At 68.4% G+C, this 11674-nt stretch carries 14 protein-coding genes; 7 read left to right on the top strand and 7 right to left on the bottom strand.

What is annotated here, in order from left to right; translation table 11 throughout:
* Window positions 1-11: 11 nt before the first annotated feature.
* Window positions 12-902: a VOC family protein gene (locus BM133_RS16160; RefSeq protein WP_093435576.1), complete on the top strand. Its 891-nt coding sequence runs from the start codon at window positions 12-14 to the stop codon at window positions 900-902.
* Between the two features lie 14 nt (window positions 903-916).
* Here BM133_RS16160 and BM133_RS16155 read toward each other — a convergent pair whose 3' ends face one another.
* Complete coding sequence (locus tag BM133_RS16155; RefSeq protein WP_093435574.1) at window positions 917-1348, bottom strand: winged helix-turn-helix transcriptional regulator; 432 nt, start codon at window positions 1346-1348, stop codon at window positions 917-919.
* A gap of 115 nt (window positions 1349-1463) precedes the next feature.
* Between BM133_RS16155 and BM133_RS16150 the strand changes: the two genes are divergently transcribed.
* On the top strand, window positions 1464-2054 hold the full coding sequence (locus BM133_RS16150; RefSeq protein ID WP_093435571.1) for a dihydrofolate reductase family protein: 591 nt from the start codon (window positions 1464-1466) through the stop codon (window positions 2052-2054).
* A 124-nt stretch (window positions 2055-2178) separates the two neighbouring features.
* Window positions 2179-2607, top strand: coding sequence for an RcnB family protein (locus BM133_RS16145; RefSeq protein WP_093437038.1), 429 nt, complete (start codon window positions 2179-2181; stop codon window positions 2605-2607).
* A gap of 80 nt (window positions 2608-2687) precedes the next feature.
* Here BM133_RS16145 and BM133_RS16140 read toward each other — a convergent pair whose 3' ends face one another.
* The gene (locus BM133_RS16140) at window positions 2688-2954 is read right to left on the bottom strand and encodes a hypothetical protein (RefSeq protein WP_093435569.1); all 267 of its coding nucleotides are present in this window, start codon (window positions 2952-2954) and stop codon (window positions 2688-2690) included.
* A 136-nt stretch (window positions 2955-3090) separates the two neighbouring features.
* Window positions 3091-4035 (bottom strand): CysB family HTH-type transcriptional regulator, encoded by a 945-nt coding sequence (locus BM133_RS16135; protein WP_042580666.1) that lies wholly within the window; start codon window positions 4033-4035, stop codon window positions 3091-3093.
* A gap of 171 nt (window positions 4036-4206) precedes the next feature.
* Here BM133_RS16135 and BM133_RS16130 point away from each other — a divergent pair, with 171 nt between their 5' ends.
* Together BM133_RS16130 and BM133_RS16125 are read left to right on the top strand one after the other, a co-directional pair.
* Window positions 4207-4809 carry a TetR/AcrR family transcriptional regulator gene (locus BM133_RS16130; RefSeq protein WP_093435566.1) on the top strand — a complete coding sequence of 201 codons (603 nt, stop codon included), beginning with the start codon at window positions 4207-4209 and terminating at the stop codon, window positions 4807-4809.
* 206 nt (window positions 4810-5015) lie between these two features.
* The gene (locus tag BM133_RS16125; RefSeq protein WP_093435563.1) at window positions 5016-5912 is read left to right on the top strand and encodes an alpha/beta hydrolase; all 897 of its coding nucleotides are present in this window, start codon (window positions 5016-5018) and stop codon (window positions 5910-5912) included.
* A 9-nt stretch (window positions 5913-5921) separates the two neighbouring features.
* Here the strand turns inward: BM133_RS16125 and BM133_RS16120 are convergent, their stop codons facing one another.
* Window positions 5922-6872, bottom strand: coding sequence for a fatty acid desaturase (locus tag BM133_RS16120; protein WP_093435561.1), 951 nt, complete (start codon window positions 6870-6872; stop codon window positions 5922-5924).
* A gap of 155 nt (window positions 6873-7027) precedes the next feature.
* Between BM133_RS16120 and BM133_RS16115 the strand changes: the two genes are divergently transcribed.
* The gene (locus tag BM133_RS16115; protein ID WP_093435558.1) at window positions 7028-8020 is read left to right on the top strand and encodes a Bug family tripartite tricarboxylate transporter substrate binding protein; all 993 of its coding nucleotides are present in this window, start codon (window positions 7028-7030) and stop codon (window positions 8018-8020) included.
* 1 nt (window position 8021) lies between these two features.
* Window positions 8022-9695, top strand: a complete 1674-nt coding sequence (locus BM133_RS16110) for a rhodanese-like domain-containing protein (RefSeq protein ID WP_093435555.1) — start codon at window positions 8022-8024, stop codon at window positions 9693-9695.
* Here BM133_RS16110 and minE read toward each other — a convergent pair.
* The 3 genes from minE to minC all read right to left on the bottom strand — a co-directional run bounded on the left by minE (window position 9658) and on the right by minC (window position 11673).
* Window positions 9658-9930 (bottom strand): cell division topological specificity factor MinE, encoded by a 273-nt coding sequence (gene minE / locus BM133_RS16105; protein WP_013538543.1) that lies wholly within the window; start codon window positions 9928-9930, stop codon window positions 9658-9660. The genes BM133_RS16110 and minE overlap by 38 nt on opposite strands.
* A gap of 2 nt (window positions 9931-9932) precedes the next feature.
* Complete coding sequence (gene minD / locus BM133_RS16100; RefSeq protein ID WP_093437035.1) at window positions 9933-10748, bottom strand: septum site-determining protein MinD; 816 nt, start codon at window positions 10746-10748, stop codon at window positions 9933-9935.
* A gap of 160 nt (window positions 10749-10908) precedes the next feature.
* A complete protein-coding gene (gene minC / locus BM133_RS16095; protein ID WP_093435553.1) occupies window positions 10909-11673 on the bottom strand; it encodes a septum site-determining protein MinC in 765 nt (254 codons plus the stop codon).
* Window position 11674: the final 1 nt, after the last annotated feature.

The raw sequence follows: 11674 nt of genomic DNA, 5'->3' as shown, positions 1-11674 counted from the left end.
ACTCACACACCATGGCATTGAAGCTCGACCACATCGTCATCGCGGTGCACGACCTCGAACGCACCATCGCCGACTATGGCGCGCTCGGCTTTCACGTGGTGCGCGGTGGCGACCATCCGGGCCGCGCCACGCACAACGCGCTGGTGGTGTTCGAGGACGGCAGCTACTTCGAGCTGATCGCCTGGCGCGAGCCGTCGCCCTCGGAGCGCTGGTGGCAACTGCTGCAGCGCCACGGCGAAGGCATCGTCGATTTCGCACTGCTGCCGCGCGACACGGCGATCGCCGTGGCCGATGCGAAGGCGCGCGGCCTCGCACTCGACGGCCCGCTCGACGGCGGCCGCGTGCGCCCCGACGGCGAACGCCTGCGCTGGCAGACGGCGCGCGCGCCGTCTGCCGACCTGCCTTTCCTGTGCGGCGATCTCACGCCGCGCAACCTGCGCGTGCCCGAAGGCGAGGTGCGCGTGCACGCCAACGGCACGCTCGGCGTGGCGAGCCTGGCGGTCGCGGTGCGCGACCTGGATGCCACGCTGGCGCGCTACCGCGCCCTGCTCGGAACGGTGCCCGACGATGCCGCCACGCACATCGGCGAACCCGTGGCCGTGCCCGGCAGCAACGTGCGCGTGGCGGTCGTCGCGCTGGGCGGCAGCGTGCTGGTGCTGTCGTCGCCGCGCGAGAACGCCGCCGCCGAGAAGCAGGGCGGCGACGCGCTCGCGCAGCGGCTCGTGGCGCGCGGCGAAGGACCCTATGCGGTGGTGCTGCACACCGAGGAGCCCAAGTCCACGGGCGTGCTCGACCTGGCGGGCACGCATGGCGCGTTGATCGAGCTGGACCTGCCGCCGGTGGACCTGCACGTGAAACACGGCGCGCGCAGCTACCGGGTCAACAGCATGGTCGGGGGCTGAGCCGCTCAGGCCACTCAGGCTGTGTCCGCGCGGCCCAGGTGCGCCTTGCGTAACGAAGCCCGCATCTTCTTCTGCAACGGCGGCCCGCCTTTTTCGAGCGCCGCCGCGGGCGCGCCACTCGCCTTGGTCGCGGCCGTGTGCTTGCGCCCCCAGATGCCGATCTGCGTCACCACCGGCAGCAGGTCGATGCCCATCGGCGTGAGGCTGTAGATGGCCTTCTGCTTGTGGGTCGGATCGTCGGTCTTGCCGAGCACGCCGCACTCGACGAGCTTGCCCAGGCGCTCGGTCAGGATGTTCGAGGAGATGCCTTCCTCGGACTGCAGGAACTCCCTGAAATGCCGCTTGCCGGCAAACATCATGTCGCGAACGATCAAGAGGCTCCAGCGATCGCCGAAGACTTCGAGCGCGAGGTTGATCGGGCAGAGCGATTTCTGTTGGGTGGCCATCGGGGATTTCCGGTGCGTTTGAAAAACTGCTTGCATTTTTGCACCGGTTTCCGAATACTGCAGACTGATTGCATTTCAAGAGCAGTTATTCGATCCAGCCGCAAGGAGAGCCACCATGCGAAAGCTCGTACTGCAGATGCAGATGTCCGTCGATGGCTACGTCTCGCCTGCCAATGGCAACCTCGACTGGCAGGTCTGGGGATGGGGCGATCGCTGGGCCTGGGACGACGAGCTGAAGGCTTATTTCAACGCCGTGTTCGAGGGCGTGGACACGATTCTCTTGAGCCGCAAGATCGTGCAAGAGGGCTACCTGGACCACTGGGGCCGCGCGGCGAAGAACCATCCGGCCAACCCGCAGTTCGCCTTCGCGAAGAAGGTGGTCGATGCGCAGAAGGTGGTGCTCACCGACAAGCTGAAGGCGTCGCGCTGGGAGCGCACCGTCATCGCGCGCGGTGGCCTGGTCCAAGAGGTGAACGCGCTCAAGCGAGAGGAGGGCAAGGACATCCTGGTCATCGGCGGTGTTGGCTTCGCGTCGTCGCTCGTGACCGAGGGGCTGGTCGACGAGTTCCAGTTCTTCGTGAACCCCACGGCCGTCGGCGGCGGGCGCTCGGTGTTTCACGACCAACGCGAGGGGCACGCGCTGCGCCTGCTCGGATCGACCGGCTACGAATGCGGCGTCGTGGTCAACCGCTACGCCCCGCGGTGAAGGACAACGCGCCGCGCCGATACCAGCGCTTACCTGATTTCACCTGACGGCGACCTCATGTGCGCCGGGCAGACACAACCGCGGCACACAATGGACTCGTCATCAACGCATGAAGGAGTTCCAGATGATCATCAATTCAAAGCGCATGGCCGTCGCCGCTACGGCGCTCGCGATGTGCATGGCAGCGGGAAGCGCCTTCGCGCAAGACCGCCGCTTCGACGGACGGCCCGGCGATGGGCGTCCCGGCGTCGAGCAACGGCACGACAACCGCAACGTCGACCGCCGTGGTCCGAACCGCGACTATCGCGGCAACCAGGACTTCCGCGACGGCCGCCAGTTCGATCGCCGTGGCTTCCCGCAGCCGCACGCCGAATGGCGCCGTGGTGGCCGCGTGCCGGCCGAGTACCGTGGCCGCAACTACGTGGTGAACGACTACCGCGCCTATCGCCTGCAGGCGCCGCCCCGTGGTTACCAGTGGGTCGGCGTGGGTGGTGACTACGTGCTTGCCGCCATTGCCACCGGCCTGATCGCGCAGATCATCGCGGGCCAGTAACCCGCCCCACCCGGCCTGGCCGGGTCACATGCGAAACCGCCACAGGTCACTGTGGCGGTTTTTCTTTTTCTGGACGCTGGTCAGGCCAGCGCGGTGGATGCCGACTGGGCGCACACGTTGCGCCCGGTGATGGTGAGGCGCAAGCCCCCGCCGTGCCATTCGAGCCAGTTCAGGCCCACATACGCTTCGATGTCGTTGTCGTCGATGCGGTCGGCCTGGCGGCTCTGCAGGAGCTCCACCGTGGCGGGCAGCGCCCGTTTCAACCGTTCTCGTCGCTCCGCTGCATCGGCCGCCTTTTGGGCGGCCCTGGTTTGCTGTTGCTGCTGCTGCTGCGGGGTCGATGCCATTGCTGATCCGTTCCGGAAGCCAAGGAATTAACCCGAATGTACGCCCCTTGTGTGAAGCCGCACGCTTTCTTTTGAACCCCGCCGTTTTCGCAGTGCCCGCCACGCAACAGCGCCCTGAACGGCCCTCGCGGCGGGGCTAGATTTCGTAGTGGGACGCCTTGGCCTCGTCGCCCAGCGCCTTCTCGACGATGGCCCGCGTCAGCGTTGGCGCGAACGACTCGATGAAGGCGTAGACGTACTTGCGCAGGTAGTTGCCGCGGCGCACCGCGAGCTTGGTGAGGTTGATGCCGAACAGGCGCCCCGCATCGATCGCGCGCAGCTGCGTGTCGCGCTCCGCTTCGTACGCCACGCCGGCCACGATGCCCACGCCAAGGCCCAGGTGCACGTAGGTCTTGATCACGTCGGCATCCATCGCGGCGAGCACGATGTTGGGCGCGAGCCCGCGCTGCTCGAAGGCTTCGTCGATGCGCGAGCGGCCGGTAAAGCCCGTGTCGTAGGTGATCAGCGGATAGCGCGTGAGCGCCTCCAGCGACAGCGGCGCATCGAGCAGCGGATGCCCCGGCGGCACGATCACCGAATGCGTCCAGCGGTAGCAGGGCAGGGCGACCAGCTGCGGGTAGTCGCCCAGCGCCTCGGTGGCGATGCCCACGTCGGCCTCGCCGTCGATCAGCATCTGCGCGATCTGCTTGGGCGAGCCCTGGTGCAGGTGCAGTTTCACGTTCGGAAACTGTGCGCGGAATTCCTGCACGGCCACCGGCATCGCATAGCGCGCCTGCGAGTGCGTGGCCGCGATCGAGAGCAGCCCGCTTTGCTGCGCGACGAACTCCTGTCCCGCGTGCCGCAGGTTGCTGCTCTCCAGCAGCATGCGCTCGATGATCGGCAGCACGTGCCCGCCCGGCTCGGTAAGGCCCGTGAGCCGCTTGCCGGCGCGCACGAAGAGCTCGATGCCGAGCTCCTCCTCGAGTTCGCGGATCTGCCGGCTCACGCCGGGCTGCGAGGTGTGAAGGGTGTGAGCGACTTCGGTCAGGTTGAAGCCGCAACGAACGGCCTCGCGTACCGAGCGCAGTTGTTGGAAGTTCATCTGGCGCCGAGGTGTCATCAGGACCCCGGAGTGGGGCCCGACCGGCGATTCTCTGCACAAGCGCTTATGCAGGGAACGATGCGTTTGTTGGTTCCACATGAGCAAAACATCTTTACGGCGTACTCTCGCTCTGTGCTTGAAATTTCGCACGACTGTGCTAAAGTTCACCGCATGGACGCCAAGACCCAGAAAAGCGAACTCACCCGCGCCGCCATCGTCGGCGCGGCGATGGACCTCGCGCTGGCCGAAGGCCTGGAGGCGATCTCGCTGCAGGTCATCGCGAGCCGCCTGGGGCTTTCCAAGAGCGGCGTGTTTTCCCGCGTGGGCTCGCGCGAGGCGCTGCAGAAGGCGGTCATCGAGGAGTACGGCCGCGGCTTCCTGGCCGATGTGTTCGTGCCGGCCATGCAGAAGCCCAAGGGCCTCGCGCGCCTGAACGACATCGTGGCCCGCTGGATCGCCCGCACCCGCGATGTCGAGGCCCAGACCGGGTGCCTGTACGTGGCCGGCGCCTTCGAGTTCGACGACCGTGAAGGCGAGTTGCGCGACGTGCTCCTGGAGGAGATCACGCGCTGGCGCGCCGCCTTGCGCCGCACCGTGACGCTCGCCATCGAAGCCGGCGAACTCAAGGCCGACACCGAACCCGCACAGCTGGTCAGCGAGATCAACGGAATCATGATGAACCAGCTGCACGACGCGCGCTTCCTGCGCGACCCGCACACCGCCGACCGGGCCGCGCAGACCTGGCAGCGGCTCCTTTCCAGCTACCTCGCCTGAGCCATCGGGCAGATGGATTTGCCTCGTCTTTGTTTGTCAGAATTTCGCACAGTCGTGCGATAAATAGGAGAAGCGTCATGCTGATCATCGCCCTTTGCCTCGCCATCTATGCCGTCGCCCTTGGCGTCGAAGCCGCCCGCGACACGCTGCGCAGCCTGCCCCGCAGCAACCAGGACTGGGTCTGGTACTGAGAGGAATCCCCGCACATGACGAGCACCCCCGCTCCCACCAACTACTACGGCGCCAGCCGCCTGATGCGTGCGATGCGCTTCGGCCTCGGCGCATCGCAACGCCTCTGGCCCGCGCTCGGCGTGCGCGCGGCCTACCGGGTGTTCGGCACGCCGCTGCCGCCCAAGTGGCTGTACCGCGGGCAGCACCCCGGCGCCGACTGGCGCCACGAGGCCTGGTCCTTCGAGGACGCGAGCGTCGGCATCTACCACCTGGCGGCGCAGGACTCGGGAGCCGAGTCGGCGCCGGTCGTTTTGCTGGTGCATGGCTGGGGCGGCCACGCGGGCCAGATGCTGCCGCTTGCGCAGGCGATCGCCGCGGCGGGCCTTCGGCCGGTGCTGCTCGAGCTGCCGGCCCACGGCCGCAGCGAAGGCACGGCGACCAACGGCGCGCAGTTCGCGCGCGCCATCGACTACGTCACGGCCCGGCTCGCTGCCGACGGCCGTGCGTTGCGCGCCGTGGTCGCGCATTCGCTGGGCGCCAACGCGCTGGCCTACGCCGCGGGACGCGGGCTGCCGGCCGAGCGCATCGTGCTGCTCGCGCCGCCCGCCTCGCCGCGCGAATACACGCGCTACTTCGCGCACGCCTTCGGCCTCAGCGAGCAGACGCGCGCCGCGATGCAGCGGATGTTCGAGGCGCGTGAAGGCGTGCTGATGCCGCAGTTCGAACCCGCGCTTGCCGGCCCGCGCATCGCGCAGCCGACGCTGATCGTGCATGACCGCGACGACCGCGTGAACCGCTTTGCCGATGCCGAGGCCTACCGCGATGCCATTGCCCGCGCGCAGCTCGTCGCCACGCAGGGCTGGGGCCACCGCCGCATCCTCAAGGAAGGGGATGTGCTGGACCGGGTGACGCGCTTCCTGGCAGAAGCCTGAGCGCGGCCCTCACCACGTCGGATGCACCGGCGTGAACACCGGCCTGAACAGGTGCCGCCGCACGATCTCGCCGTAGCCCCGGTAGTAGAAATTGCCGTTCGCCGCCAGCACCGCCGCGCGGTGGCGCCGGAAGTACACCGGGATCTCGTACCACGGCATCGTCGGCGCGCGGTGGTGCACGTGGTGCAGGTTGTTGAAGAGGTACAGCAGCCCGAAGACGACGTTCGATTCCACGATGGCCACGCGCTCGTGCGGCGTGTCGGCCCAGCGGTGCTCGGTGAAGGTGCGCAGCGACCCCAGCATCATTCCCGGATAGACGAAATACAGCAGGTACTCGCCCAGGCCCATGCCGCAGACCACCGTGACGAAGTACAGCACCGGCGCCACGCTCAGCGCATGCCAGCCCCAGGTCGGCAGCCGCGAGAAATTGCCCGCGAGCACCTGCTGCGATTCGAAGCGCACCAGCTTCCACAGCCGGAGGAACGGCCCGAGCACCACGCGGAACGCGATCGTCTGGTTCGCCATGTAGATCCACCGCCAGACCGGCCCGTAGCCCGCCCACGCGGGCGCCGAGTGGTAGGCGCTCTCGTTGTCGCGCTCCGGGTGCGTGAGGTGGAAATTGACGTGGTGCGCGCTGTGCCCGCGGTTGTAGAACGGGTACGGCAGCCACAGGTTGAGCGGCGGCCACACCACCGCATGGCGCAGCCACTGCGGCAGGTGGCGCATCGCGTGGATGCTCTCGTGCTGCAGCGAGAAATGCAGTTGCGCGAGAAAACCGCCCAAAAGGAACAGCGCCCAGCCCGGCAGCGCCGCATGCCACCACAGCAACGCGGCCCACGAGACGTAGAGCGCGGCGGCGAGCAGCAGCGTCGGCACTTCGTAGTGCCACCACCAATGCGCCCGGCGCGTGCCGGACGGGACGCGCGTCGGTGCGGTGGACGGTTTGGCAGTCGATGTCATGGGCGGACGACTCAAAGGACTGCGATCCTAGGTATGAAGAAGCCGTCTGCATGCGCGCTTTTCGCATAAGCAAGGTCGCGAAATTTCGTTCCCGCGCCGGCCCGCAGCGGCCTACGCTTGGCGGCTTTGCCGTGCCGGTTCTCTTGCCTGTCTCCATGAACGCCCCTTTTTCTCGTCGTGCCGTGCTGTGCTGGGCGCTGTCGGCGTCTGCGCTGGCGGGTGTCCCCCAGGTCCACGCAGCGGATGTGGACGACTACCCGACCAGGACGATCCGCGTGGTCGTCCCGTATCCGGCCGGCGGCATTGCCGACAAGATCGCCCGCGAGGTCGCCGAGCAGCTGCAGCAGCGGCTCAAGCAGGCGGTGGTGGTGGAGAACCGCAGCGGCGCGGCGGGCAACATCGGCTTCGATTTCGTGGCGCGCCAGCCGGCCGATGGCTACACGCTGCTGCTTGCGCCCGCGTCCAACCTCACGGTGCAGCCCGTGCTCTTCAAGCAGCTGATCTACGACCTCGCGCGCGACTTCACGCCGGTCTCGCTGCTGGTGCAGACGCCGCAGGTGCTGCTGGTGAACCCCAAGCTGCCGGTCGGCAATCCGCGGGAGCTGGTCGCGTATTCGAAGAAGCACCCCGGCAAGGTCAACTACGGCATCAGCGTGGGCGCGTACTCGCACCTCGCGGGCGAGTTGCTCAGGGCGCGGACCGGTGCCGACTTCACCGCCATCCCCTACCAGGGCAGCGCACCGGCCATCAACGACCTGATCGCGGGGCAGACGCAGTTCATCTTCAACGAGGTGATCACCGCCATTCCCTTCGTGAAGGCCGGCACGCTCAGGCCGCTGGCCGTGGCCTACCGGACGCGCGCACCGTGGCTGCCCGACGTGCCCACGACCGCCGAGGCCGGCCTGCCCGATTTCGAGGTCACGTCCTGGTACGGCGTGGTCGTGCGCAGCGGCACGCCGGCGCCGCTGGTGCAGCGGCTCTCGCGCGAGCTGCGTGCCATCGCGCAGTCGCCCGATTTCAAAAAGCGCTACGACGACATCGGCGCCTTCACCGTGGGCAACACGCCCGAGGAGTTCGGCCGCTTCATCCAGAGCGAAACCGTCAAGTGGACGGCCGTCGTGAAGCAAGCAGGCATCCTGCCCGACTGACATGAGCTGGACACCGAAGAAACCCATCGTTCCTGCAGAGCTGCAAGCCCTGCTGCTGGCCGAGCCCGTTGCCGAGCTTGCGCTGCTCGACGTGCGCGAAACCCGCTGGTTCGTGCAGCGCCACCCCAACCTCGCGCGCAACGCGCCGCTCAGCGGGCTCGAACTGCAGGTCGGCGCACTCGTGCCGCGACGTTCCACGCCCGTGGTGCTCTACGACGACTACAACGCGCCCGATGGCGCCGCGCAGGCCGCGTCGGCCCTGCTCGCGCGCCTGGGCTACACCGACGTGCGCACGCTCGACGGGGGCCTGCAGCGCTGGGTGACCGAGGGCCTGCCCGCCATCGACGGCTACGGCACGCTGGTGAAGGCCTTCGGCGACCGCGCGCGGCTGCACTACGGCACGCCGGCCCTGCCCATCGACACCCTGCGCGCGCGCCAGCGCGAAGGCCTGCCGACCACGCTGGTCGATGCGCGGCCGCGCGCGGAATTCGCGTTTCTTTCGCTGCCCGGCGCGCGCAACCACGCCGGCACCGAGCTCGCGCTGCGCCGCTTCGAGGCGGGCGATGCGGAACACGTCTGGGCGATCAACTGCTTCAGCCGCACGCGCGGCATCATCGGCGCCACCACGCTGCGGCTGCTCGGCCGCGCGCCCGACGCGGTGTTCGTCGAGGACGGCGTGATGGCCTGGGGCCTGCAGGGCGCGCCGACCGTACAGAACGCGGCGCCCGACGACGAGTTGCCGCCCGAATCGCCCGAGGTCCTGCGCCGCATCGCCGACGAACTGCTCGAACGCTTCGCCCTTCCCGTGGCCGATGCTGCGCAGCTGGCCGGCTGGCGAGCCGACGAAGCCCGCAGCCTCTACCTCTTCGACGTGCGCCCCGCCGCCGACCCGGCCTTCGCCGGCACGGCGGTGCAGCAGGTCCCCGGTGGCCAGCTGTTCATGCACTTCGAGAACCTCGTCGGCACGCGCGGCGCCCGCATCGTGCTGCTCGACGATCCCGCGCACCGCCTGCGCGCCGCGGTCACCAGCTTCTGGCTCACGCAGCTCAACCAGGCCGAGGTGTACGTCTACGACGGCGCGCTGTCACCCGACCAGGCGCCTTGCGCGCCGGCCGCGGCCGTAGCGGATGCGCCCCCGCCGCTGGACCCCGAAGCACTCGCACAGCTGCGCAGGAACGGCGCGGTGACGGTGATCGACGTGGGCGCCAGCCTCGACTACGAACGCGGCCACCTGCCCGGCGCGCTCTACATGCTGCCGGCCTCGCTGGGCCCGCTGGCCTCGCACGCCGCGGCCGGGCGCACGCTGGTCTTCACCTCGCCCGACGGCGCGGCCGCACGCCGCGTCGCGCGCGATGCGCAACAGCGCTGGCCGGGTTCGGGGGCGGTGTTCACCTGGCTCCAGGGCGGAACGCAGGCCTGGAAGGCGTCAGGGCGGCCGCTGTCGACCGCTTTCGTGCCGGCCCAGCTGCTCACCCCCTTCGACGACGACTGGGGCTCGGTCATGCGCGTGTTCGGCCCGCGCCGCGATGCGGCCTGGGCCGATTACCTCGCCTGGGAGCGGGCGCTGGCCGCGCGGGTCCTGCAGGACCCGTCGGTGCGCTTTCGCTTCTTTCCTGCCGGGCAGGAAACCGGGCCCGCTAGCGCGCAGGCGCCGGGTCGGGCAGCTCGATCTTGATGTCGAGCACTTCGAGGTTGTCCTGGGTCTCCAGGTGCACCTTGATGTCGTCGGGATTGATCGACACGTACTTGGAAATCACCGCCACCAGCTCGCGCTGGAGTTCGGGCAGGTAGTCGGGGCGCTTCTTGCCGCTGAGGCTGGAGCGCTCGTGCGCGAGGATGATCTGCAGGCGCTCTTTTGCGACGCTTGCAGTCTTCTTCTTCTCGCCAAGCAGGAACGAGAGAAACGACATGCCTACTTGCCTCCGAAGATCCGCTTGAAGAAGCCCGGCTTCTCGGCGTCGACGAAGCGCATGGGCTTCTCCTCGCCGAGAAAGCGCGCCACCACGTCGCTGTAGGCCTGCGCCACGTCGGTGTCCTTGTCGTGGATCGCGGGCACGCCCTGGTTGGAGGCATGCAGCACGCTTTCCGACTCGGGGATCACACCGATGAGCTTGATGCGCAGGATGTCCTGGATGTCCTCCAGCGAGAGCATCTGGCCGCCCGCCACCCGGTTGGGGTTGTAGCGGGTGATCAAGAGGTGCTCCTTGATCGGCTCGCTGCCGTCCTTGGCGCGCTTGGTCTTGCTGCTGAGCATGCCCAGGATGCGGTCCGAGTCGCGCACCGAGGAGACCTCGGGGTTGGTCACCACCAGCGCCTCGTCGGCGAAGTGCATGGCCATCATGGCGCCGGTCTCGATGCCCGCGGGCGAGTCGCAGACGATGTATTCGAAGTCCATCGCGGCCAGGTCGTTCAGGATCTTCTCGACGCCCTCTTGCGTGAGCGCCTCCTTGTCGCGCGTCTGCGAGGCGGCCAGCACGAACAGGTTGTCGCACTGCTTGTCCTTGATGAGCGCCTGGCTCAGGTTGGCCTCGCCCTGGATGACGTTGATGAGGTCGTACACCACGCGGCGTTCGCAGCCCATGATGAGGTCGAGGTTGCGCAGGCCCACGTCGAAGTCGATCACGGCCGTCTTCTTGCCCGCAAGCGCGAGGCCGGATGCGAAGCTGGCGCTCGTGGTCGTCTTGCCGACGCCACCCTTGCCCGAGGTCACCACCACAATTTTGGCCATGGCCATTCCTTCTTGTTTCGATTCTGTTGTTGGTTTCAGATGCGCCGCGTTCCGTCAGGAAACACGGTCGCCGCCGGGCCGCCCCAAGGCGGACCGTGCCTCCCCCCCGGGGGGTGGCGAATTACACGCAGCGAAGCGGAGTGAAAAGCCGGGGGGCACATCAGATGGCGTCGATCACGAGTTTCTTGCCGTCCAGCCGCACCTGGGCCGACTTGCCGAGCACCGGGTCCGGCAGCGGCACTTCGTTGGTGCGATAGATGCCGGCGATGGCCACCAGTTGCGCTTCCATGCAGGTCGAGAAGATCCGCGCCTCGGTATTGCCGCGCGCGCCCGCGATCGCCTTGCCACGCAATGGCGCGTAAACGTGCACGTTGCCGTCGGCGATGACCTCGGCGCCGAAGCTCACCACGGCCGTCACCACCACGTCGCCGCCACGGGCGTAGACCTGCTGGCCCGAGCGCAGCGGCTTGTCGATCAGGAGCGTGCCGTTGGCCGGCACCGGCACTTCGCGAACGATCTGGGGGGCTTCGGCCGGCGCCTCGGCGGGCGGGGCTGGCGGCCGGGGCGCGGGGGCCGAGGGCATGGCCGCCAGCGAGAGGCCGGCGGCGCGGGCCGCGGCGTTGTGGGCGGCGTTGCCGCCACGCACCGCGATCGGCTGGGTCTGGTGGCGCGCCAGGAGGCTGCGCAGGGCCGCGAAATCGAGCTGGGCAGCGGCTTCGCCGTCCTCGTCCTGCTCGGGCAGCTGCGAGAGGTCGATCACCACCGGCTCCTGCTCGAAGAAATCGGGCGAGTCGGCCAGCTGGGCGTCGAGCGCCTCGGCCAGCACGTCCAGGTCGGACGTCTTGAGGATCACTGCAATCAGCGGCAGCGTGGCGCTCTTGAATTCGAAAACCGCCTTGGTGCGCGCGGCGGAGACATCGGCCATT

The organism is Variovorax sp. 770b2, from assembly GCF_900115685.1.
Classification (GTDB): domain Bacteria; phylum Pseudomonadota; class Gammaproteobacteria; order Burkholderiales; family Burkholderiaceae_C; genus Variovorax.
This window is presented reverse-complemented; position numbering and strand designations above follow the sequence as displayed.

Excerpts from the sequence above, each read along its gene's own strand:
- BM133_RS16135 (WP_042580666.1), bottom strand. The coding sequence starts at position 4,035 with ATGAACTTCCAACAACTGCGCTCGGTACGCGAGGCCGTTCGTTGCGGC.
- BM133_RS16130 (WP_093435566.1), top strand. The coding sequence starts at position 4,207 with ATGGACGCCAAGACCCAGAAAAGCGAACTCACCCGCGCCGCCATCGTC.
- BM133_RS16120 (WP_093435561.1), bottom strand. The coding sequence starts at position 6,872 with ATGACATCGACTGCCAAACCGTCCACCGCACCGACGCGCGTCCCGTCC.
- minD (WP_093437035.1), bottom strand. The coding sequence starts at position 10,748 with ATGGCCAAAATTGTGGTGGTGACCTCGGGCAAGGGTGGCGTCGGCAAG.
- BM133_RS16150 (WP_093435571.1), top strand. The coding sequence starts at position 1,464 with ATGCGAAAGCTCGTACTGCAGATGCAGATGTCCGTCGATGGCTACGTC.
- BM133_RS16140 (WP_093435569.1), bottom strand. The coding sequence starts at position 2,954 with ATGGCATCGACCCCGCAGCAGCAGCAGCAACAGCAAACCAGGGCCGCC.
- BM133_RS16155 (WP_093435574.1), bottom strand. The coding sequence starts at position 1,348 with ATGGCCACCCAACAGAAATCGCTCTGCCCGATCAACCTCGCGCTCGAA.
- BM133_RS16125 (WP_093435563.1), top strand. The coding sequence starts at position 5,016 with ATGACGAGCACCCCCGCTCCCACCAACTACTACGGCGCCAGCCGCCTG.
- BM133_RS16145 (WP_093437038.1), top strand. The coding sequence starts at position 2,179 with ATGATCATCAATTCAAAGCGCATGGCCGTCGCCGCTACGGCGCTCGCG.
- BM133_RS16110 (WP_093435555.1), top strand. The coding sequence starts at position 8,022 with ATGAGCTGGACACCGAAGAAACCCATCGTTCCTGCAGAGCTGCAAGCC.
- minC (WP_093435553.1), bottom strand. The coding sequence starts at position 11,673 with ATGGCCGATGTCTCCGCCGCGCGCACCAAGGCGGTTTTCGAATTCAAG.
- minE (WP_013538543.1), bottom strand. The coding sequence starts at position 9,930 with ATGTCGTTTCTCTCGTTCCTGCTTGGCGAGAAGAAGAAGACTGCAAGC.
- BM133_RS16160 (WP_093435576.1), top strand. The coding sequence starts at position 12 with ATGGCATTGAAGCTCGACCACATCGTCATCGCGGTGCACGACCTCGAA.
- BM133_RS16115 (WP_093435558.1), top strand. The coding sequence starts at position 7,028 with ATGAACGCCCCTTTTTCTCGTCGTGCCGTGCTGTGCTGGGCGCTGTCG.